The following is a 22,710-nucleotide window of genomic DNA, read 5'->3' on the forward strand; positions in this document are numbered from 1 at the left end:
AACCCCTCCATTCGTCTAAACGCTGGTTACGTGTTCAAGCCTTGGTATTACTCCGCTCAGCGTAGATTGCTTCCCTTGAGTAAAACCAAGAGTTAGACCACTACCAGCTATCTCTACATTATTTTCTAGTTACAGATAATACGACTTTCTCTCCGTTGATATTCCATTCTTTTGTATGCTCTCCAGATTCTCCTACGACAATCTCATCAGCAAGAACTTCACCAGCGATTGTAGCTTTGTTCTTCTCGAAGACTGCAGCTGCCTTTTCGCCAGCTGAGTACGCTACGCTGATGCGGTCCATAACCTCGAAGTCAGCTTCCTTACGCATTGTCTGAATCTTAGATACGATTTCACGTACGAAGCCTTCCTCAAGAAGTTCCTCTGTAAGATTTGTATCGAGAACTACTGTTACGTAGTTGTCTCCATCTGCTACGAAGCCCTCTGTCTGAGCCATAGAAATAAGTAAATCTTCCTCTGCAAGCTCGATAGATGCATCAACCTCTGGCAATCTTAATACCCCATTTGCCTTAAGTTCTGCATAAGCTGCATTTCCATCAAGGCTAGAAAGCGCCTTCTGGATGCCGCCAAGGAACTTACCATACTTAGGTCCTACTGTACGAAGCTGTGGCTTGAAGCTATATGATGTGAATGCTGAAACATCATCTGTGAATGTAGCCTTCTTAACATTAAGCTCGTCCTCGATGATTGATACATACATCTCATCAAGCTCGTGCTCAGCCTTGATATACATCTGGCCGATTGGCTGACGGTTCTTGATGTTTGCTGTGTTACGGCAAGCACGTCCGTGAACAACAATCTTGAGAAGCTCATCCATGTCTTCCTCAAGCTTCTTGTCGATGAACTGCTCATTTACTACTGGGAAGTCGCAAAGGTGGATAGACTCTGGAGCTGTCTTATCTACTGAGCGAACCATGTTCTGGTAGATTTCCTCTGTCATGAAAGGAATCATTGGTGCTGCTGCAAGTGAGATATCCTTAAGGCATGTGAAAAGAGTCATGTAAGCATTAATCTTATCCTGCTCCATTCCCTTTGCCCAGAATCTGTCACGGCAACGACGAACGTACCAGTTTGACATATCATCTACGAACTCATCAAGAGCACGTGCTGCCTCAGGAATCTTGTAAGCGCCAAGGTTCTCATCAACAGCCTTGATTGCTGAATTAAGACGGGAAAGAATCCACTTGTCCATAACTGCAAGCTTGCTGAAATCAAGCTCGTACTTTGTAGGATCAAACTCATCAATATTTGCATATAAGATATAGAAAGCGTATGTATTCCAAAGTGTTCCAAGGAACTTTCTCTGGCCTTCCATAACTGCATTCTCACCAAATCTCTTTGGAATCCATGGTGCTGAAGATGTGTAGAAGTACCATCTGATAGCATCTGCACCCATCTTCTCAAGTGCGTCGAATGGATCAACAGCATTGCCCTTAGACTTAGACATCTTCTGACCATTCTCATCCTGAACGTGACCAAGTACGATTACGTTCTCGTATGGAGCCTTGTTGAAGAGAAGTGTTGACTCTGCCATAAGTGAGTAGAACCAACCACGAGTCTGGTCAACAGCCTCTGAAATGAACTTAGCAGGGAACTGCTGCTCAAATACTTCCTTGTTCTCGAATGGATAGTGATGCTGAGCGAATGGCATAGCACCTGAATCGAACCAGCAGTCGATAACCTCAGGAACACGCTTCATTGTGCCCTTACACTCAGGACATGTGCATGTAACCTCATCGATGTATGGACGGTGAAGCTCGATTGTCTCAGCGTCAGCGCGGCCTGAAAGCTCTGCTAACTCCTTGCGGCTACCGATTGAAATCTGCTTGCCACAGTCTGGACACTCCCAGATGTTAAGTGGAGTTCCCCAGTAACGGTTACGTGAGATACCCCAGTCCTGAACGTTCTCAAGCCAGTCACCGAAACGTCCCTTACCAATTGAATCTGGAATCCAGTTTACAGTGTTATTATTCTTAATCAGGTCATCCTTAACCTCTGTCATCTTGATGAACCATGATTCTCTAGCGTAGTAGATAAGTGGAGTGTCGCATCTCCAGCAGTGTGGATACTCGTGCTCGAACTTAGGTGCTTCGAAGAGCTGTCCCTTTGCATCAAGGTCCTTAAGTACGTTTGGATCTGCATCCTTAACGAACTGACCTGCGTAAGGTGTCTCCTCTGTAAGCTCACCCTTGCCATCTACGAACTGAACGAATGGAAGGTCATACTTACGTCCAACCTTTGCATCGTCCTCACCAAATGCAGGAGCGATATGAACGATACCAGTACCATCTGACATAGTAACGTAATCGTCGCATACTACGAAGTGTGCCTTCTTGTGCTGCTTTTCTGCTGCAATACCTGCGCACTCGAAAAGTGGCTCGTATTCCTTGTACTCAAGGTCTGTACCCTTGTAAGTCTCAAGAACTTCGTATGCCTTCTGTCCTTCCTCTGAAGCGAGCTTGCCAAGAACCTTGTCAGCAAGTGCCTCTGCAAGAATGTATGTATAGCCATCAGCTGCCTTTACTCTGATGTAAGTCTCTACTGGATTTACGCAAAGTGCAAGGTTTGATGGAAGTGTCCATGGTGTTGTTGTCCAAGCGAGGAAGTAAGCATCCTCTCCCTTAATCTTGAAACGTGCGATTGCTGAGCGCTCCTTAACAGTCTTGTAGCCCTGAGCAACCTCCTGCGCTGAAAGTGGAGTACCGCAACGAGGGCAATAAGGAACAATCTTGAATCCCTTGTAAAGGAGTTTCTTGTCCCAAATTGTCTTGAGTGCCCACCACTCAGACTCGATGAAATTGTCATCGTATGTGATGTAAGGATTGTCCATATCTGCCCAGAAACCAACTGTGCCAGAGAAATCCTCCCACATACCCTTGTATTTCCATACGGATTCCTTACACTGCTTGATGAAAGGCTCCATTCCGTATTCTTCAATCTGCTCTTTTCCATTAAGACCAAGAAGCTTCTCAACCTCGAGCTCTACTGGAAGACCATGTGTATCCCAACCAGCCTTACGAGGAACGAACTTGCCCTTCATTGTCTGGTATCTAGGAATCATGTCCTTAATGGCACGAGTCTCAACATGACCAATGTGAGGCTTGCCGTTTGCTGTTGGAGGGCCATCATAGAATGTGTATGTTTCCCCCTCTTTTCTTGAATCCATTGACTTCTGGAAGATATCGTTCTCCTCCCAGAACTTGAGCACCTGCTTTTCGCGCTCAACAAAATTTAAGCTTGCGTCTACTTTGTTGTACATATAAAGTAATTCCTTTCTATGAGGATATGCTTTCTCGTCACATATCCCTTCTCTTATTTAATATGTAAAAACTCTGAAGCTGGTTAGACTTCAGACTTCTAACCAATATTAAAGTGTGTCATCTGGCTCTAAATCCTGCAATTCATTGTCCAAATCAAAATTGAACTCTGAATCGAAATTTGGATAGTCCTCAATATTATTAAAGAAAATGCCGTCATTCATCATCAGGATGATATTATCAGCATTGCTAAACATGTAGGTCCAGCAGCCGATGCAAAGGACGATTGAAGCAATAGCTGTCAGAATTCCTGTTACAGCAAGAGCCTTGCCCTTCTTTACTCCTCTGCCTGAATTGGAGCCAAGGAAAACTGCTCCGAAAATAATTGCAATAATCGAAGACAAAATATTCAGTCCAAACAAGAAAAATACCAAGGAAATTGCACCAATTATCAATGATGCAACTGCCAAGCCGTAGTTCATCGGAGGTGCATCCTTCCTATCGTTTAAAGAGTTCATCTCCTTATCAATATCCTCAACATACTGGTACTCGTAATTCATGATTTCTCCTCGGATAAATATAGTCTACCTAATCTTAAATATTCTACCCTTTATACCGCGTAAATACAAGCATAAAAACGCCCCCAGTTACGGCTACAAGCCGTGCGAACTATCTCTCAGCGTAAAAATGCCCCTAGTAGGCATCAAGCTCTGAGGTCTCTCAAGCGAAACATGTAGTTGAGCGGAGAGACTCTCAGGCTTGTAGCCGTAACTAGGGGCTTCATAAACCTAAGAGATTATACTTGTACGAAGGCTGGTGTGTCAGCTGGGGCTGCCAGGAATTTCTTGAGTTCGTCGTCGACCTTGAGGAGGGTAATTGAGAATCCTTCCATGTCGAGGGATGTCATGTAGTTGCCAACGAGTGTCTTGGCTACTTTGATTCCCTTGCCGTCGAGAACTTCCTTCACGTGCTTGTTAGCCACGAAAAGCTCCATGAGAGGTGTGCCACCCATTCCGTTGACCATAACAGCAACCTCATCGCCTGAATTGTAGATGCCTTCTGCAAAAATCTTATCAAGAAGCTTGTCTGCAATCTCGTTAACTGAGCTAATTTTCTCACGGTTAACACCAGGCTCACCATGAATTCCAATACCGATTTCGATTTCGTCCTCAGCTAAGTCAAAGCTTGGCTTTCCAGCTGCTGGAACTGTACATGCATCAATAGCCATACCCATAGAGCGAACATTTGCGATAACCTTCTCAGCTACGCGCTTAACCTCTGCCAAGTCTCCGCCTGCTTCAGCACATGCGCCTGCAATCTTGTGAACGAAGATTGTACCTGCAATGCCTCGGCGTCCTGTGGTCCATGTACTATTTTCAACGGCAACATCATCTGCTGTGATAACCTGGTCAACCTCGATGCCCTCATCTCGAGCCATATCAGCTGCCATTTCAAAGTTCATAACATCGCCAGTGTAGTTCTTGATTACAAGAAGTACGCCCTTGCCACCATCAGCAGCCTTGATTGCCTCATAAACCTGATCAGGTGTTGGAGATGTGAAAACTGCACCTGCGATAGCGCCATCAAGCATTCCCTTTCCAACATAGCCACCGTGTGCTGGCTCGTGGCCGCTGCCTCCACCTGAAACAAGAGCTACCTTACCTGCAGAGCCTCCTGCTCTAACTACAACATCAAGACCATCAAGTCTCTTGATGTACTGTGGATAGGCTGCTACCATGCCGTCTAGCATCTCATCTACGATGTTATCAACCCCATTAATAAGTTTTTTCATAAATAATTACCTCCTCCTAAGTAATTTACTCCGCTGGTTACACCTACAATCCTGAGTGTTTCTCAGTTCGACTACATGTCTCACTTGAGAAACCTCAGAGATTGTTGGCTACCAGCTCATCTAAGTATTTCTGTTATCAACTACCAGACACTTGCCAAAACACGTTATTCCGGTATTTTACGCACGCCACGACAATCCTCCGCTGCTTTTAGGACAGCCTCCAGGTCGCTGCCCACCATAGCGCTAACTGCCGCTGCAATAGTGCCCTCTACAATTGGTGCATCCGCCAGCTTCACTTTGATATTCTCGTCCTCCAAAAGCTCGATAGCTGTCTCTGAGCTCATTACTCCACTACCCAGATCAGCCAACACGACAACGCCATCCCCATCATTGGCCTGTCTTATCGCTTCGGAAATACGAATTGCGTCTGTACCAATAGATCCATCTTCCATCCCCCCTGCTGCAACTATCCCCTTATGTGCTGCAGCAATCTCGGAAGTTAAATCCTTTAATCCCTCAGCGATTTTGGCGCTGTGGGAAACTAAAACTAATCCTACCATAACAAATCCCCCATTTGTTAATTCGTATATACGTTAGCCCTTTAGAAAATCTCTGATAGTTTCCAAGGTCAATGTAAGAGATGTAGCACCTGGATCCTGATGACCTATGCTTCGCTCACCAAGATAGCTTGCGCGTCCCTTTGTTGCTGCGATAGTCTTAGTAAACTCAATACCTTCATTTGCAGCTATACAAGCAGCATCAAGTGCATCCACAACACTTGCCCCCTCAGCAAGCTTCTCTGAAAAAACATCTGTTGCAGGCATCAATGCGTCAAGCATAGTCTTTTCCCCCTTTTCAGCATGACCACGCTTTTGGATTCCTGCAATTGCAGCTTCGAGTGCGCCCTTGAAATCCTCTCCTGCTAACTCGGTTTTTCCAGCAAAGACCTTAGCCGCCTCCATGTAGGCAGTTCCATACAATGGTCCTGACGCTCCACCCACTGTAGACAAAAGAGTCATTCCTGTTTTCTTCAAAACGTTTCCAATGTCGGGATCTTCTGGATCAACCTTTTCGATGACTGCCTGAAATCCTCTGGCCATGTTTACACCATGATCGGCATCGCCTATTTCACGGTCCAAATCTGTAAGAAAATCCTTGTTATCAATGATTTTCTCTGCGATGGCCTTGAGGCAGTCGTAGACTTTTGTAGACATAAAAATTCCCCCTTCTCCTAGAATTTCGATAGTATTATTATAGCAAAATTCAAGAAAAAGAGGGTAAGTTTTTTGACAATTTTATTATAATGAGGCCTCGTAATAATCACGAATCATAAAGTAGTTATTTATAGCTCTCTGGAACATGTCATTAATATCCTGCTCCCTGTACAAGCCGTCCTCGTTTGGAGTGATGCTATTAAACTTCAAATCGTATATCTGAGGTGGATTGGTCAAATCCAACATTGAAACTGCTCTAAGCTGTTCAGTAGTCTGATAAACCAAATCAACATCCCAGAAGTTTTCACCTGTTGCATTGCTCCATTTTGAGAATACAATCTTTGAGCCAATAGGTGTGCGACTCTCCACTGAGTTTGGTGCCTCATAGGACTGAACGCCCAAATCAGCAAGTACACTTCCGATATTTGAATCATGGCCGCAAAGGAATGTGAACTTTCTGCTTGGATTCTTCATCTCAGAATTAATCTCGTTTACAAGTGGATAGGCAACGTTGGCAGCCAACAGAGGTGTGCCAAACATTATCTCACCGTAGGCATCCTTTATTTCAGAAATCTCCTTCCACTGCTTGTTTGAAAGCTTCTTTCCAAAGCCCGCTGCACTGTCGTTAGTTTCCTCGTAATACTGTAAAACCAGAGCATCGCTGATAGACACTGCTGTGCTTGCAGAGCCCTTAACTCTAGGTTCATCAAAAGTCTTAATAGAATATACATTGTCGGTGGTAACCAGTTTTGTCACTTCTCCACTTTTCCATGCTTTTGAATCCTTCATATCCACAACCCTTGAAACAAGGTCGTAGTTGTCCTGCAGCTCTGCTATCTCCTTGCTATGAAGAGCATTAATCTGATTTGTAACATCCTTTACATATTCATCTGTACAGAAGGTAAGCTGCGGATTAAATACAGGGTCCATCGTGTCAAACTCTGAATGATATTCGATTCGCACATTTGCTGTAGGCATCATGCCCGCTGTGAAATATTGCGCAGTGGCAATAGTTCGCTGCTTTGAATTTGAATATACCCTGACCTCACCGTCAGCAGGATGATAGTTTTCAGTAATGAGCCCCTGACTAACCAGCCATTTTCTAAAGAACTGGCCCATCTCTGTTTCCAGCACTCCGCCCTTCAGCGAAAGCTCACTAGGTGAAGATGACCACTCATGCCAGGTATATGGTGTCACTTTGCCCAGCAAGGAATCCCCTCCGCTAAGTGGTGCTCTTATGTTGTGGCGACTGAGCACAACCACCTGCTGCAGCTGATAGCCTTCGTGTAAAAGCCCATCATCCTCTTTTGCAAAGGCAGTAGCCGAAAACAGATTGATGCATACTGCGATTGTAAGAGATACTGCGATTGCTGAATTTCTAATACCCCAAATTTTTCTACTCAAAATACTTTCACCCCCTATGCTTTTAATTCTTTAATATACTCAACAATTGGTTCTATATCACTATCCCATTACAATGGTCAATCTGGTGTTGAATAGATTCTGCAGTAAGCCCTGTGTACTTGGCATGCTGTGGTTCAAAGTTTTGATTAAGGAAATCCACTTCAATCTCTTCATATCTGGTACAAGGTCTAACTCCATCTAAGGAAAGACATCCCTCCTCAGTCAGATACTCACCCTTCTTCTTTGTAATCTTTGGATTTATCATTACAAACTGAAAAGGGCCAGCTGCAACAGCAATAATAGTTTTCTTCTCTCCAATCATGTTGGCACACATACCTACGCAATGATCTATGTTTGCTCTTAGTGTGTCCAGCAAATCCTGAGCTATCTGTGCATCCTTCTCTGTGGCTGGCTCGCACTTCTGAGCCAAAAACATTTGATTTCTAATTATCTTCTGTACCATAATCTCTCTCCAGTATCTTTCAAGCATACAGCCCACAGTCCAAAACCATCCTTACGGTAGCGGTTCATATTTCTTACAATCCAATCTCTGACTCTTTTCTCGTCAAAAGTATATAGATAATGCTGCATGATATCCTTATCAGCAAGAACTTTATATAATGCATCAAAATCATTACAGTTTTTTTTTGCTGTTTTCTCTCAAAACACTGTAACCCAAATTTCTCAAATCAAGCTACCTACAGTGTTTATTTCATTTTTTGTAAATAACACTGTAATATCTGCTTTGTTTTCATAATATCATTCCATTTTCATGTAGCAATTTAGGACACAAGCCTCATTTTTACAGTGTTTTTCGACCCTATTCTAAAAAACACTGTAACATATCATTTCCTCTTACAGTGTTGTTTTTCATTTTCCCAATAAACACCGTAAATCCATAAGGAACACTTCCTGCCCCTCTTCCATTAGCATTCTCTTAACCGTAAAACTTTTTATAAGGACTTTTTTTATTTAGAATGTTTATTCATCTTTCTGCCTAACTGATTATCTCCATTTCAGTTCCCATTACAAAGATTCTTTTCCTTCTCAAAGAATGCTTTTTTTAGCTGCTGGTATTCCTCTTCTTTACAGACTTCAAGACAATTGTGTTCAAATGATTTTGTAATTTCAAAGCATTCTTTCATATTGGCGCAGGGGTATTCCCGGCATTCAGCACATGTTTTGATACCTCTATCTTCGCAACATTTTACTACTTGATATCTACACCAATTTTCAGGCTTACATCCTGTACAGCTAATCTCTTCATTTGTAACAATATGATCCCGATATCCAATTTTCATCCACAGTTCTGCTGTGTGACGCAGTTCTTCACTAGTTTTTTCATATGGATGTGCCACATAACGTGGACACGCTGCACAATCATTTCCACAAGCCGCAATTATCTTCTCCAATTAATACCTCCCACCGTTATGTTCTATTTTTTAGCTCTTGGAGACCTCTGGACAAACTAGAAAAATGAAGTAAAAAAGCCGCGACAAAAAATGCCACGGCCATTACAATCACAAAAAATAATCTATCTTAAATCAATATCCGAGGTCATCCATCCATATTCAATTGTCTTATCTAATACCCTTCTACTCATAAATGATTACCTCGCTTTCCTTTTTATTTTATCAACTACATCTTGAAGTATAGCAATTATATACCACACTTTCAATTATGTTATGTAATTTACACTGACTTCAAAATGGTTATTCGTATATTAATTTAATATTATCATCCGCCACAACATGTGCATGGGCTCCTGATATTATTGGCATTGCAGGAGCAAGATGCCCAACATCAGCGTCCATTATGATTGGTACGTTATACTTGCCCAGGATTCCAGTAACTGCATTGTATTGGTCCAAGCCCATCATCTCCTGCTTCCATGCGAAAGCTGGGCGACCTACTATGAAGCCCTTTGCATATTTAAACCAGCCAGCACGATCCAGATTCCAAAGCGCCCTGCGAATGGACATTACATTCAAATCACAAGCCTCAACAAACCAGATGACGCCCTCATCCTTGTATCGTTCATTGAAAGCGGCTACCTCGTCAAACTTAGTCCCCACAAGGTTTGCCAAGCAGTCCAAGCAACCGCCTGTGATAATTCCACTAAATTCTGGCAGGCGATTCATTTCAGCCTCACCCATGAAAAGCTTAAGCTCTTTTTTCTCCGTAAGGTTATATCCCACAAAAGGATGCTCCTCATCCTTCAGTGATTCTACTTCGAAGCGGTCATAACCTGAAACCTCAGATTTCTTTCCAGTGAAAATATCAATTGCATCAAGCAACGCTGGCTCGAGCTTTTCCATTCCAAAAGCACCAATGCTTGGGCCATAAATTGCAGCTGTATCACATATTGTGTTCAGCAAAAATGTAAAGTTGGTATTGTCGGAATAGCCCATATACCACTTTGGCTTGGCAGCCTTGACCGCTTCAAAATCCACATAGTCAAGGGTCTCGCACATCAGCTCTCCACCGCCGCAGGTGATGAGCATATCATTATCCTCACTGCAATAGAACTCTGTCAGCTCACGACCACAATTCTCCGGAGTAGAACTGATTCCAATACCTTCATTCTTCCGGCAATTAGGACCTTCAATCAGTTTGTAGCCCATCCCTTCAAATCGCTTTTCTGCCGCATCCAAGCAGCTCTTATATGGGTCCACCGAGCACCCAAACGAAGGTGCCACCAGACCAATCGTACCTCCAGGTTGGAGGAACTTTGGATATCTCATGTCGTTCTCCTTTTTGATGAACTTATAACAACAAGCATTGATAAACTTAGCAAGCGCGAGCAGGGAAGAATCATGCCAAGCATGGGAGGGACCTACACCGGGCGGGACAGGGGTAATATTTTCCGAGCTTAGCGATGGAAAATGTTGCCCTAGTAAGCGAAGCTTACATTTCTTAGGGGCCCATGCTTGAGTATGAGGGGTGCCCTGCGGGAGCATGTGAAACTAATTAGCTTGTTGCATATAAGATAATTATAATGTCATGCTTATGGACATCAGAAGTTCCTCAACCTCTTCGTCGGTTGGGACTCCGTCGTAGCAAAGCGCGTAATCGATGAGTTGTTCAAAGGCGCTGCGGCGTGGTGCCTCGTCAGGGAACAGCTCCATAATTGGCTGTCTCCAACGTCCAAGCATTTCGTTGAGTTCTCCAAGCTTTGGTGTGAGAACTTCCTTTTCCTTGTTGCGAAGGAACTGGGTAAGCGAAGGGCTGTTGCCACTGCTGCAAAATGCTCCCACAAGATTCTGCTCCTTCAGATATGAAGGGAATATAAACGTGCAAAGGGCCTGGTTATCCACCACATTCACCGGAATCTTTCCTTCTTTGCACATTGCAGACACCTGCGCGTTTAATTCTGAATCATCTGTTGCTGAAACTACCAGCTTTCTATCCTGCAAATCAAATGGCGTGAAATCCCTCTGCTCTAACACAAGATGATCCGTCTCCTCAGAAAGTGCCGCCAGTCCCATGCCAATTTCCTTTGCAATGACATGAACTTTTGCCCCAAAATCCAAAAGAACATTTACTTTTCTAAGAGCAACCTCACCGCCACCGATTACCAAACAATTTGAATCTGTCAAATCAACGAACATTGGAAAATACGCCATGATTCCTCCTTCTTCTCCCCGCTAGTTTGTATTCTACCCTAAAACAATGAAATATTTGTTATCACATCCTGTGCGGCAACACAGTTTATTAATACTCATTTTTTCCTTTATTCACACTTTAACCACAGTATGTGACTATATATATATTAAAGGGCTTTTGCCGATATTTCAATACGAATAAGGAGAGTGTCGCTTATATGATCTTGGCACGTACACCGTAGAATACTAATGTTGAGTTCTATAAAATTGAGTTGATAAACTAAAAGCCCCTAGTAGGCATCAAGCTCTTAGGTCTCTCAGTGAGACATGTAGTCGAAATCTGATCCAAAAGGATGATTGCTTTAGCAATCAACTTTTGTGGTCTAGTAAGCTTTAGCTTACATTTTCAGAGAGACTCTAAGGCTTGTAGCCGTAACTAGGGGCTTATTAGTTGTAAAATCCCAATACTTTTTTTGCTCAATCCTATACGTTATACGCTAATTAACGTGATACGTAAACTGGAAGTCCGTCTTTGTATTCCACGTCTGGCAATCCGATAACAAGAGGCTTCAAGTATGAAACCATATCAGATGTTACGCCGTTGTGGCTCTCGTTAATCCAGTCCTGTGGAACCTCCTTTGCCTCGTTTGCAATATCGTGAATCTTAGCATAATCAAATCTAATTTCATAAGGTGCGTTGCTGATGCGCTCCATTGTAACCATTGCGCCAGTTACACCCTCTTCTGCAATATCAACAGCCTTCTTGCCGATTGCCTCAGATTCGTTGATATCTGTAAGACTTGACATGTGTGCTGCTGCACGCTGAAGAACATTAACCTCGATAGAACGAACCTTTACTCCAAGCTTATCCTTAACAAGATATTCGAGGGTCTTGCCTGCGCCTGAAAGCTGTGCATGTCCGAAATTATCAAGTGTGCCTGTCGATGCTGAGATATATTCTCCCTGAGCATCACGAATTCCCTCAGAAACAGCGACAACTACGTTTGTCTTCTCCTCAAGAATTTCCTTCAAATCCTCGATAAAACGCTCCTTATCAAATGCAACCTCTGGCAAATAAATAAGGTCTGGTCCATCGCAACACTCGTTCTTTGCAAGCGCTGTTGCAGCTGTAAGCCAACCTGCGTCACGTCCCATTACCTCGATAATTGTAACGCTTGGGTTGTCGTAAATCTGAGCATCAAAAATAACCTCCATTGTAGAAGTTGCGATGTACTTTGCCGCAGAACCAAAGCCTGGAGTGTGATCTGTGACACAAAGGTCATTATCAACTGTCTTTGGCACACCTACAAATCTAACGTCTGAACCAATCTTTGCTGCATAAGCAGAAAGCTTATCAACAGTATCCATTGAATCATTTCCACCAATATAGAAGAATGCTTCAATATCGTACTTTTTAAACTGTTTGAAAAGGTGATCAAAAATTGGGTCGTTTGAATCGACGCTAGGAAGTTTGAATCGGCATGAGCCAAGATACATAGCAGGAGTTGTTTTAAGACGCTTTAGAAAACGAGGATCATTTGCTACAATAGATGTCAGGTCAAGAACGTTGTCATTCTTAATTCCAAGAATACCGTTGATTGAACCGTAAATCTTATCATAGCTAGAGCCTAAGGTGCCCTCGATTACACCCGCAAGACTTGCGTTAATTGCCACTGTAGGGCCGCCGGATTGAGCTACTAATACATTACCCATGAATTTATCCTCCCGAAATAGTATTCTAGGGTTGATTTTATCATAAAGGAGGCTTTTTATGAAACAATTTTTATATAGCATTATAGACATAATTACGTACTTCCATTCATACTTTTTGTCACTCAATGATGCTTACGAGACGAATCTCAGTGACAAGCAGTTGCACTTCATCGTAATCGGTGCAATTGGAATGGCAATGGTATTTGTGGTACACCCACTTTTCACCTATCTAGCAAAGCGTGACCGCATACTGACCATCACCTGGATTTACGTGTTCACGCTTGTAGTTCTTTTGACCTTTGCAATTGAAATTGGACAAAAAATAACACACACCGGGTCTATGGAGTTTGCAGACATAGTCTTCGGTGTGTGGGGATTTATGCTGTTTTTCGCGGTCTTCGCATTGATTCGTGGGATTATTAGAGGAATCATAAAGCTTTTCAGAAGACGATAGTCCGTCGGTTACGGCTACAAGCCTAATCATCTAACTATCCATTACTTAAAATTTTCCACCATAATCTGAATACTACGATTGCCACGAAATTCGTTAATTGATGGTTCGTAAATTAAGTCCATGGCGACGTTGGTTGGTTGGCCTGAAGTAAGGGCTTGCCAGGCTGTGGCGCCATATTTTTCTGCTACGAGAGCTTCGAATTCTGGCACATTTCGGAAAAGCATGGCAGTCATTGGCGTGCCATTTTCTGCCTGAACTGTCAGGCGCAGGTACTGCCCCTCTTTACCGATATAGGCAGCCTTTAGGATTGGTACATTTTTAAGTGCAAACAATGGCTTGGTGTTTCCTGTTCCAAAAGGCGCAAGCAAATCAATGCTATCAACCAGCTCTTCTGAGATATACGCAAGTGGCATATCGCAATCTATCTTAATCACTTCCTGCATATCATCCTCAGTGAGAGTACAGCGCTCATTCAAACGTGTGCGTAGCTCCTCAACCTTTTCCGTTGGAAGTGAAACTCCCGCTGCCATAGGATGACCACCAAACTTGGTGAATACATCCTTCACACCTGTCAGCTCTTCAAACATATTGTAAGCTGGAATAGAGCGGCCGCTTCCCTTTGCACCATCCTCAGCATCTGTAATAACAAGCACCGGCTTGTTGTAGCTCTCACGAATTCTTCCAGCCACGATTCCAGCCAAGGATTCATGAAGCTCTGGGATATATACTACCAGTACTCTATCCTGACTCAAATCGCTATTTTCTATCAGCTCCCTGGCTTTATCAATTCCAATCTGAGTCATATTCTTGCGCTGCGTATTCAGCTCCACAAGCTCATTTGCCATGGCAAGAGCCTTGGCATTGTCAGTCTCAAACAAAAGCTCAATAGCTCGACTGGCTGTATCCAATCGACCACTGGCATTCAGGCATGGACCAATAATAAAGCCCAAATGGTAGCAGCTAAGAGGCTTCCCCTTTAACTCCGTTCTGGCAAGCAAAGCGTCTATTCCGATATTTTCAGTTCTCTCGATAGCCTTGATACCATGGTAAACAGTGGCACGATTCTCGCCCTTCAGTTCCATAACATCACAGACAGTTGCGATGGCCGCAAACTGAAGATAAGCATCAGACATTTCCTTTTCAAGCCCAAGGAATTCAAACAGAACCTCGGTAAGCTTCCAAGCCACCTGTGCCCCACAGATTCCCTTAAATGGATAATTACAATCATCACGCTTTGGATCTACAACTGCATCTGCATTTGGAAGCTTTTGGATTTTGGTAACCCCGTCCTCTGCAAGCTCAAAAGGAACCTCATGATGGTCAGTCACCACAAAGGTCATTCCAAGTTCTTTTGCAAGGTCGATTGCTGGTGCAGCTGCGATTCCATTGTCACAGGTGATAATGAATCTCACGCCCTCATCATATGCCTGCTGAACCATATCAGGATTGATTCCATAGCCATCCACCATTCGGTGAGGCACTGCATAATCCACATCTCCGCCAACTTCTCTGATTGCGCTTGTAAGGATATAAGTAGACATGATTCCATCAACATCATAATCTCCAACCACTCGAATCTTCACGCCCTCGTCAATTGCTTCCATAAGAAGCTCGCAAGCCAAGTCCATATCTGCAAAAAGATGTGGATCCGGTAACTTATCCATTCTTGGATGAAGATACTCCTCCATCTCCTCGTAAGTGCTAAGCCCTCTGTTGACCATTAGTCTCACAATAACTGGGTCAACTCCAAGCTTTGCACTAAGCCCCGCGTAATCCGCACTTTTTCTCTGTAATATCCATTTACTCATTTATCTATTCTCCGTATCATTTATGTCTCACTTGCATAGTCTAATACATAAAAAAAGAACAGGCAACATACATATACTATCACCTGACCTTAAAGCGCCATCCCTACTTAGAAGGCTCTGAAAGAGGCTTCTTATGTAGGACAATAAATGACCCAAAAGGATGATTGCATTTGCAATCAACTTTTGCGGTCTAGTAAGCGAAGCTTACATTAAAAGCGCGACAAGAGCGAAAGCGTGTCAGTGATGTATATGTATGCTGACTGTTCGTTAGATTCTTTTAAGACTATGCAAGTGCTGCAGTAATGATAGCCATTGAGTATACTTCCTGTGCATTGCAACCACGAGAAAGATCGTTGATTGGTGCATTAAGTCCAAGAAGGATTGGGCCGTATGCATCGAAACCACCAAGACGCTGTGCAATCTTGTAACCGATGTTACCAGCATTGATATCTGGGAAGATGAATGTGTTAGCGTGACCAGCTACTGTAGAGCCTGGACACTTTGTCTTTGCAACACGTGGTGAAACTGCTGCATCGAACTGAAGCTCACCCTCAATATCAAGCTCAGGATACTTTTCCTTAGCCTTTGCTGTAGCTTCGCGCATCTTATCAACATCCTCGCCCTTTCCTGAGCCAAGTGTTGAGTATGAAAGCATAGCGATCTTTGGATCAATACCAAAAATCTTTGCACAAGCTGCTGTCTCGCCTGCGATTTCAGCAAGCTCATCAGCGTTTGGCTTAATGTTGATAGCGCAATCACCCATTGCAAGAACTTCACGATCACCTGTTGCTGAATTACGAACCATAATAAAGCATGAAGATACAATGCTGTTGCCTGGCTTTGTCTTAATAACCTGAAGTGCTGGACGAACTGTATCAGCTGTTGAGTATGTAGCACCACCAAGAAGTGCATCTGCAACGCCCATCTTTACAAGCATTGTACCGAAGTAGTTAGCTGCTGAACATGTAGCCTTTGCCTGCTCCATTGTAACGCCCTTAGACTTTCTAAGCTCGCAGAAAAGCTCACACATCTCATCAAATCTGTCATAGTTCTCTGGATCGATGATAACTGCACCGCGGATGTTAAATCCAGCTTCCTCAGCTGCTGCAGTAATCTCAGCTTCCTTACCAATGAGAATTGGCTGAAGGAAATCTGAACCGAGAAGACGGCTAGATGCCTCAATAATACGTGGGTCTGTACCCTCTGTAAAAACGATTTTCTTAGGATCCTTTTTAAGGATGTCAATTAATGCTCCAAATCCTGCCATTTTAATTTCCTCTTTTCTTTCTTTAAATATGTTACTATTCACAGTTATAAAATATTAGGAATATCTCTTGTTAAATTTATTTATAAAAGAGAAATTCTTAATATTTTATATACTGGAATCAGTGACTTTCTATGAATGAATAATGTTAAGTGCTATAGCACTGGGAAAGAAGTCCACAGGACTTCTATTATGAATTCATTGAAAGGCACTGTGAATAGTAACTATACTGTTAGTTTTCTAAAACCCATTAGATATATTACTACTTTTTTATGAAAAAACAGTGGTTTCATTCATTGTTTTTGATTTTGTACTTTTTTGTATTTTTGTTAATTTATTGTCAATTAATACACACGCTCTTACCTCCAAGATTATCCAGTCTTCTATTACTACCTATGAAATTATTTATCCTTTGGATAGTAGAAATGACACTATAATTACTACCCACATAACAATGTATATTATAGGCAGTACAATCTAGCATCAATTTACTATCTATGTATGTATTCACATCATAGACAGTAAAATTCCCCTTATATTTACTGCCCCCAGTTATAGTCATTCTTAAGATAGTAAAATATGCCTATATATTACTACCTACTCACAACTTCACATTTAAAGCAGTAAAAAGCCTCATATTTTTACTACCCTAACTAATATCATTCTTTAGAGTAGTAAACACCCAATATACCATCACAAATCAAGGCCCATGGACATATCCATGGGCCTAAACCACTAATCCAGGTGATGATACTCACTGGCAATATCTATTTTTCACTAATCACTCCATCCTCACCGACAGCTACATTTGATGAAATGCTCTCAACATAGCTATATCCTCCCGCATCAATAGAAGTGCAGGCTCCGTTAGCAGTAATTGGCACAATTCGCCATGTCACATTATCATTCTCGTCCAAGGTGACTTCAACTGCTCCGCCACCGCCAGACTTGATGCTCTTGTTAAAAATGAAATTGCCAAGGCTATAGAAAATTGGCTTGCCATTGTACCATTCCACAGGCTGCAGGCAGTGGCTGTGCATTCCGATGACAGCATCAGCGCCAGCATCGATGAACTTGTGACCATCATTTGGCTGATAGTCAGTAAGCTCTGTGGTATGCTCCACGCCCCAGTGAACCATCACAAAAAGATAATCCACCTGAGGTCTTGCTGCTGCAATTGAATTCAGCAAATCAGTTTCATCGTAGAAGCAAAACTCTCCCGGCTGTGAATTCAGCACGTTCCAGCTGCCTACAGGAATAACATGGCTGGCTGCCAAAAATCCGTAGGTACGTCCCTTTGCATCAGTCTTGATAATCAGCTTGCTTGCGTCCTCAAGACTAGTGCCTGCGCCAGTGTAATCAATGCCTGCTCCACTCAATGTCGTGAATGTATCTGTCAAAGCGTCCTTACCATAATCAAGCACGTGATTGTTGGCAAGTCCCGCAATATCAACTCCCAAATCTGTAAGAAGACTCACATATCCAGGGTTAACTCTGAAAGTGTACTGCTTATCAGGGGCCTTCTGACCTCTCTCTGAGAAGCAGAACTCATTGTTAATCATAGTAAAGGTGGCATTCTGCATGAGCTGTTGCACTTCAGGTACGCAAACGCCATCCACACCAGCCGCGGAATAATTTGCCTGAACATACTCGCTGAGCTCCACATCACCAGTGAAAACAATACGAGTGGTAAGCTCTTCTGGTGTAACCTCTGCTACTGGCTCCGCCGCTGCCTCAACCTGCTCAACTTCTGTAGTCACAACCTCAGTGTCATCTTCCTCCAAAGGATTCTGCGAATCACTGGAACGTGAGCCAATCACAAGTCCTGTCTTCTCCTGAGCCATTGCCAAAAGCTGCTGTCCCTGCTCTACAAATGGTCCATCCTCACCAAAAGCGTACCAGCCAATTGCCAAAAGCAAAACTAATACTAATAGTGTTTTAATTAACGCTGCAAAAAATTTTTTCATCTTCTCCCCTTATTTAAACTGATTCATTTCTGGATCATAGTGATAATCGATGCTGGCAAGCTTGGCCTTCAGCTCCGCCTCATCAACTCCTGTATCATCTATTAATGCGTATAATGTTGTGTAATGATCTCTCAATGCTGTATTTACAACAGAAAGCAACATCACAGGATCTTTTGGAAATGTCATTGTGTAACTCCTTGTTAACCTAACAGCTCGATGAAATCAGATTCTGTCATCTTAGAGATAACATTTGTCTCTCCAGAAAGAATTTCGTCTGCCAGGTCGCTCTTGCTATTTTGTAATTCTACGATTTTCTCTTCGATTGTGCCCTTAGTAATCAGTTTATAGACGGTGACCGTCTTCTTCTGTCCGATACGATGCGCGCGGTCCGTTGCCTGATTCTGTGCAGCCAGATTCCACCATGGATCATAGTGGATAACCACATCGGCACCAATCAGATTGAGGCCTGTTCCACCAGCCTTTAGGGAAATCAAAAATACATTGTTCTCCCCCTCATTGAAGCGATTTACCAAATCAAGTCGGTCCTCCTTTTTGGTGGAACCGGTGATTTCGAAGTAAGGTATACCTGCCTTATCCAAATCTTTTTTCAGTAAGTCAAGCATAGTCGTAAACTGACTAAAAATCAACATGCGATGTCCAGATTCTATTGCACGCTCCACCAAATCCATGCAAGCCTCGCGCTTTGCAGACTCGCCCTTGTAATTATCGATGAAAAGACGTGGATCGCAGCAAATCTGACGAAGCCTTGTCATTTCAGAGAAAATCTTCAGCTTAACCTTTTCAAAATTATGCTCCCTGTGAGCTTCCTCTATTAGTTGCTTCAGGTGTGCAACCTGAGCATCGTATAATGTCCGCTGCTCCTTGTCCAAAACAACAACCTGCTCCTTCTCAAGCTTTTCAGGAAGCTCCTTCAAAACATTTTCCTTCAATCGACGAAGAAGGAAAGGTGACACCATTTTCTTCAAACGCTCAGAGGCATTCTTGTCCTCGTACTTGACGATTGGAGTCTCAAACTGTCGTCTAAACTGCTCGTATTTATAAAGAAATCCTGGCATAAGGAAATCAAATATGCTCCACAACTCACTGAGCCTGTTTTCAATAGGTGTACCAGTCAGAGCCAAACGACGTCTACTACTGATAACCTTCACGGATTTTGCCGCAGCGGTAGTGTGATTCTTGATATACTGAGCCTCGTCGATGACCTCGTAATAGAAGTCGTGCTCCTCGTAAAGGGCCACATCACGCTTCAGCAAATCATAAGATGTAACAAGCACATCGTATTTTTCAGCATCATTTATAATCTCTTCTCGCTCTGCGATGGTTCCTACCACTGCCACTGCGTTAAGCTCAGGCGCAAATTTTGAAAACTCATCCAGCCAGTTATACACAAGCGATGCAGGGCAAACCACAAGAGATGGCAGCTCTTCTACCACCTCTGGGCTGGTATAATGCTTCAGCAAAAAGCTGATAGTCTGAAGCGTCTTTCCAAGTCCCATGTCGTCGCAAAGTATTCCACCGAAGCCATATTTTTCAAGGGTACTTATCCACTTGAAGCCTGTTTTCTGGTAATTTCTCATGGTCTTTGAGAGATTTGCAGGCACCTTAAACTCCGCATCCTTTACGGTCTTGAAGCCCTTCACCAAATCCTTGAAGTGCTCGTCTCTATCCTCGTAGACACCCTCATTTTCCTCAAGAAGCTTGTCCAGATAGAGGGAACGATAAACTGGCACGTGCATGTTGTCCTTCAAAAAATCTTTCTCGGTAATCTGCAAGGTAGCAAGCATCTCATCCAAGGTTGCAAGAGCCTCATCATTCAAATCCACAAAGCTGTCATCACGCAATCTGTGATACTTTTTCTTTGCACGATAGCTGGCCAAAATCTCCAGCAGTTCCTCCCTGGAAATCTCATCAGAGGTAACCTGCAGGTCAAGCATTCCCTTTGAAAGAGAAACACCAACGCTGAGCTTGGTCTCACGGAACACATTTATATGCTGGAAAGCATCTGTGACCTGAACCTCACCAAGCTTTGCCAGCTCAGCCACGCCAGAAACCATAAAGTTATATATTAAATCCTCGTCCTTATCGCAATGGAAATAGCCCTTTTCCTTATCCGCAAAAGGAAGATATCCTGCTACTGCATTCAAGATTTCCTGCTCTTTGATTACTATTCGCTCTCTCTCCACCTGTCCCGCATCAGCAAAATTCAGCTCATAGCAATCCATGGCATTGTATTCCTGCTTGCCGTAGGTCGCCTTCACCTGGCAGGTCACATTTCCATTTTCCGCATCAAGGAAAAATGTGAATTCCACATCCTCTGTCAGGAACTTGGAAATCTCATCTGTTCCCTCCTCGACTATCTTTACATAATCGCTAATTTCAGGAATGAAGGTGTGGTAAAAATCAGAAAGGTAGTTCATGCCCACATTCATAGTAAGGGGCTCACCAGCACTTTCAGCCATAAGTGGCGCCAGCTTTTTGCTGCACTCCGCACTCATTCGGCAGAATTTATCTCCCTCAATAAAATAAGAATGTGTTGCGCCCTCATATATATCCGGAAACTCCACCTGCGCCCGAACACCTGTAAAACGTGTCCCAGTGGAATCATATTTCGGTTTTATGTGCATTTCAGCCTTAAGATTCTTGTCTTGGAAATAAATGACACCCTTTCTCTCTCCTTCAAAATCCATTCCAGAATGACAGAAGGTATCGTAGAATTCATCTAGAAGTTTCCCCTCCAGGCTCATGCTATTTTTATAGAAATACGCACTTTCATAGTAATCTCTTCTATAGGAATAGCCTTCATCTCCATATATTAAATCCAGACTATCATTAACTCGCGTAATAGCATTAGCAATAAAATCCAAATAGGGCTGGCTCTCCCTGGTGAAATTCTCCCGATTGAGCTTCAGGATTGTATTCTTACCAAAAGCCATCGTTCCACCAGTCCGCACCATTCGGTCAAGCAGGGTGATATCCTTCACAACATACATTTTCGACTCACCGATCTTGAAGGATAATTCCAACTCACCATACGCTTCTTTTAGTCGCGGCTGTAAGGATATTGAATTATTCAGTGATTTGGTAATATTCTGAGCCACTGTGTTGGCACGGGTATTCTGATATTTTTTGATTAACCTAAGGGTATCCGGAGTAGTGTCATCAATAAATGTCTGATGCTTCAGCTCCTTGTAGGCAGCAAAAAACAACGCTCTAGCATGTTTGCAGCCTGATTGGTTAATCCTGCTTACACCCAACGAATATGGGTTACATTTTCTACAATCGCATCTGAAGGTTGAAAAATGGTTGGTGAAAACGTGAAAAGAAACTGGCTTAGACATATCAGCATCGTCCGCATCCTTTACCATTCCCTTCACCAAAATATATGGCTCACTTCCTAATGCTGTCGACTCTGGTTTGAACTCAAATGATACAACATCCCCCTTATCTACAGCTCTAAGAGCCTCATACTTCTCCCTTTCGTTTATGAACAAAGATGACTCCAGCTTGTCCATATCAAGGGTCTGATAATCATCATTTACTTCACCCAGCAAGCGTTCCCTCATGGCAGCATTCAACTTTTTCGCATCTGTCTCGGTAGTCTGCTCGAGTAAAAGCTCCTCTTTTTGATGGGAATATTTAATGAGAGCCGCAGCCTGATGCTTACAGCGAAAGCCCTTCAAAGCATGAGGACAATTGCAGGAAGCCGCGATAACATCGCTCCCATCCAAGGCGATTCGAACTGTATAAAGGCTACTTCCCAATACAAAAACCTGGTAGCCACCTGCAGTCTTTTTAAGCTCCATCACACGGCCCTTGTCATAGTAATCCTTGCCTCGTTTTAAAATTGTTGGGTCAAACCAGCTCTTCCAATCTTTAGACATTAATATTTGCTCCAATTATAAGTTTGCATTTTTCTATTACTATTTATTACTGTCTACAGTATAATACCACTCTGTAAAATGATTAGTAAATAAACTCAGGAATATAAAAGCCCCGAGACAGCGCCATTTGCGCCACCCCGGGACCTTATTAGTGAAGGTTATTATTTATTGAAATTAGTATGCTGTAGTGTGTCAGGAAGCTCTATATCCTCAATCGTAGCTCCCAAAGGAAGTGTCTGAGTAGCTACACTTTCCCATTCATCTTTCTGCGAGTTACTAGGTTATAATACCAAAAATTGATTATCATTCTGT

At 43.0% G+C, this 22,710-nt stretch carries 17 protein-coding genes and 1 pseudogene; 1 reads left to right on the forward strand and 17 read right to left on the reverse strand.

All coding sequences use genetic code 11. The features are described 5' to 3' along the window. Positions 1-118: 118 nt before the first annotated feature. The 12 genes and pseudogenes from ileS to FXF36_RS06740 form a co-directional block, all read right to left on the reverse strand. Entirely contained in the window at positions 119-3,277 is a 3,159-nt protein-coding gene (ileS, locus tag FXF36_RS06685; RefSeq protein WP_151623042.1) for an isoleucine--tRNA ligase, read from the reverse strand. Between the two features lie 108 nt (positions 3,278-3,385). After that, positions 3,386-3,835: a DUF4190 domain-containing protein gene (locus FXF36_RS06690; protein ID WP_151623043.1), complete on the reverse strand. Its 450-nt coding sequence runs from the start codon at positions 3,833-3,835 to the stop codon at positions 3,386-3,388. A 236-nt stretch (positions 3,836-4,071) separates the two neighbouring features. Next, on the reverse strand, positions 4,072-5,067 hold the full coding sequence (gene dhaK, locus FXF36_RS06695) for a dihydroxyacetone kinase subunit DhaK (protein ID WP_151623044.1): 996 nt from the start codon (positions 5,065-5,067) through the stop codon (positions 4,072-4,074). A 164-nt stretch (positions 5,068-5,231) separates the two neighbouring features. Next, on the reverse strand, positions 5,232-5,627 hold the full coding sequence (gene dhaM, locus FXF36_RS06700; RefSeq protein WP_151623045.1) for a dihydroxyacetone kinase phosphoryl donor subunit DhaM: 396 nt from the start codon (positions 5,625-5,627) through the stop codon (positions 5,232-5,234). A gap of 33 nt (positions 5,628-5,660) precedes the next feature. After that, positions 5,661-6,281, reverse strand: a complete 621-nt coding sequence (gene dhaL, locus FXF36_RS06705) for a dihydroxyacetone kinase subunit DhaL (RefSeq protein WP_151623046.1) — start codon at positions 6,279-6,281, stop codon at positions 5,661-5,663. Between the two features lie 84 nt (positions 6,282-6,365). Further along, positions 6,366-7,685, reverse strand: coding sequence for a histidine-type phosphatase (locus tag FXF36_RS06710; RefSeq protein ID WP_151623047.1), 1,320 nt, complete (start codon positions 7,683-7,685; stop codon positions 6,366-6,368). A gap of 52 nt (positions 7,686-7,737) precedes the next feature. Then, positions 7,738-8,148 carry a peptide deformylase gene (locus FXF36_RS06715; protein ID WP_151623048.1) on the reverse strand — a complete coding sequence of 137 codons (411 nt, stop codon included), beginning with the start codon at positions 8,146-8,148 and terminating at the stop codon, positions 7,738-7,740. Next, positions 8,133-8,309, reverse strand: a pseudogene (locus FXF36_RS06720) (GNAT family N-acetyltransferase); the annotation flags it as partial. The gene FXF36_RS06715 and the pseudogene FXF36_RS06720, both read right to left, overlap by 16 nt. A 392-nt stretch (positions 8,310-8,701) precedes the next feature. Further along, positions 8,702-9,097: a DUF3795 domain-containing protein gene (locus FXF36_RS06725; RefSeq protein ID WP_151623049.1), complete on the reverse strand. Its 396-nt coding sequence runs from the start codon at positions 9,095-9,097 to the stop codon at positions 8,702-8,704. 300 nt (positions 9,098-9,397) lie between these two features. Beyond that, positions 9,398-10,429: a S66 family peptidase gene (locus FXF36_RS06730; RefSeq protein ID WP_151623050.1), complete on the reverse strand. Its 1,032-nt coding sequence runs from the start codon at positions 10,427-10,429 to the stop codon at positions 9,398-9,400. 249 nt (positions 10,430-10,678) lie between these two features. Continuing rightward, positions 10,679-11,311 (reverse strand): precorrin-2 dehydrogenase/sirohydrochlorin ferrochelatase family protein, encoded by a 633-nt coding sequence (locus FXF36_RS06735; RefSeq protein WP_151623051.1) that lies wholly within the window; start codon positions 11,309-11,311, stop codon positions 10,679-10,681. Between the two features lie 480 nt (positions 11,312-11,791). Then, positions 11,792-13,003, reverse strand: coding sequence for a 6-phosphofructokinase (locus tag FXF36_RS06740; protein WP_151623052.1), 1,212 nt, complete (start codon positions 13,001-13,003; stop codon positions 11,792-11,794). A 58-nt stretch (positions 13,004-13,061) separates the two neighbouring features. Between FXF36_RS06740 and FXF36_RS06745 the strand changes: the two genes are divergently transcribed. Then, positions 13,062-13,457: a hypothetical protein gene (locus FXF36_RS06745; RefSeq protein ID WP_151623053.1), complete on the forward strand. Its 396-nt coding sequence runs from the start codon at positions 13,062-13,064 to the stop codon at positions 13,455-13,457. Positions 13,458-13,498: 41 nt separating this feature from the next. Here the strand turns inward: FXF36_RS06745 and recJ are convergent, their stop codons facing one another. The 5 genes from recJ to FXF36_RS06770 form a co-directional block, all read right to left on the reverse strand. Next, positions 13,499-15,265: a single-stranded-DNA-specific exonuclease RecJ gene (gene recJ, locus FXF36_RS06750; protein WP_151623054.1), complete on the reverse strand. Its 1,767-nt coding sequence runs from the start codon at positions 15,263-15,265 to the stop codon at positions 13,499-13,501. A gap of 283 nt (positions 15,266-15,548) precedes the next feature. Further along, on the reverse strand, positions 15,549-16,532 hold the full coding sequence (gene pta / locus FXF36_RS06755) for a phosphate acetyltransferase (RefSeq protein ID WP_151623055.1): 984 nt from the start codon (positions 16,530-16,532) through the stop codon (positions 15,549-15,551). Between the two features lie 764 nt (positions 16,533-17,296). Then, positions 17,297-18,496, reverse strand: coding sequence for a CapA family protein (locus FXF36_RS06760; protein WP_151623056.1), 1,200 nt, complete (start codon positions 18,494-18,496; stop codon positions 17,297-17,299). A gap of 9 nt (positions 18,497-18,505) precedes the next feature. Then, positions 18,506-18,682: a DUF4250 domain-containing protein gene (locus FXF36_RS06765; RefSeq protein ID WP_151623057.1), complete on the reverse strand. Its 177-nt coding sequence runs from the start codon at positions 18,680-18,682 to the stop codon at positions 18,506-18,508. Positions 18,683-18,696: 14 nt separating this feature from the next. Then, entirely contained in the window at positions 18,697-22,398 is a 3,702-nt protein-coding gene (locus FXF36_RS06770; protein WP_151623058.1) for a DEAD/DEAH box helicase, read from the reverse strand. Positions 22,399-22,710 lie beyond the last annotated feature (312 nt).

This window comes from Pseudobutyrivibrio xylanivorans (assembly GCF_008935055.1).
GTDB classification, from domain to species: Bacteria; Bacillota; Clostridia; order Lachnospirales; family Lachnospiraceae; genus Pseudobutyrivibrio; species Pseudobutyrivibrio xylanivorans_A.

What these genes read in the sequence shown, in the direction of transcription:
- ileS (WP_151623042.1), bottom strand. Translation starts at nt 3,277, where the DNA reads ATGTACAACAAAGTAGACGCAAGCTTAAATTTTGTTGAGCGCGAAAAG.
- FXF36_RS06770 (WP_151623058.1), bottom strand. Translation starts at nt 22,398, where the DNA reads ATGTCTAAAGATTGGAAGAGCTGGTTTGACCCAACAATTTTAAAACGA.
- FXF36_RS06690 (WP_151623043.1), bottom strand. Translation starts at nt 3,835, where the DNA reads ATGAATTACGAGTACCAGTATGTTGAGGATATTGATAAGGAGATGAAC.
- dhaM (WP_151623045.1), bottom strand. Translation starts at nt 5,627, where the DNA reads ATGGTAGGATTAGTTTTAGTTTCCCACAGCGCCAAAATCGCTGAGGGA.
- FXF36_RS06735 (WP_151623051.1), bottom strand. Translation starts at nt 11,311, where the DNA reads ATGGCGTATTTTCCAATGTTCGTTGATTTGACAGATTCAAATTGTTTG.
- dhaL (WP_151623046.1), bottom strand. Translation starts at nt 6,281, where the DNA reads ATGTCTACAAAAGTCTACGACTGCCTCAAGGCCATCGCAGAGAAAATC.
- pta (WP_151623055.1), bottom strand. Translation starts at nt 16,532, where the DNA reads ATGGCAGGATTTGGAGCATTAATTGACATCCTTAAAAAGGATCCTAAG.
- FXF36_RS06760 (WP_151623056.1), bottom strand. Translation starts at nt 18,496, where the DNA reads ATGAAAAAATTTTTTGCAGCGTTAATTAAAACACTATTAGTATTAGTT.
- FXF36_RS06715 (WP_151623048.1), bottom strand. Translation starts at nt 8,148, where the DNA reads ATGGTACAGAAGATAATTAGAAATCAAATGTTTTTGGCTCAGAAGTGC.
- FXF36_RS06745 (WP_151623053.1), top strand. Translation starts at nt 13,062, where the DNA reads ATGAAACAATTTTTATATAGCATTATAGACATAATTACGTACTTCCAT.
- FXF36_RS06765 (WP_151623057.1), bottom strand. Translation starts at nt 18,682, where the DNA reads ATGACATTTCCAAAAGATCCTGTGATGTTGCTTTCTGTTGTAAATACA.
- FXF36_RS06730 (WP_151623050.1), bottom strand. Translation starts at nt 10,429, where the DNA reads ATGAGATATCCAAAGTTCCTCCAACCTGGAGGTACGATTGGTCTGGTG.
- recJ (WP_151623054.1), bottom strand. Translation starts at nt 15,265, where the DNA reads ATGAGTAAATGGATATTACAGAGAAAAAGTGCGGATTACGCGGGGCTT.
- dhaK (WP_151623044.1), bottom strand. Translation starts at nt 5,067, where the DNA reads ATGAAAAAACTTATTAATGGGGTTGATAACATCGTAGATGAGATGCTA.
- FXF36_RS06740 (WP_151623052.1), bottom strand. Translation starts at nt 13,003, where the DNA reads ATGGGTAATGTATTAGTAGCTCAATCCGGCGGCCCTACAGTGGCAATT.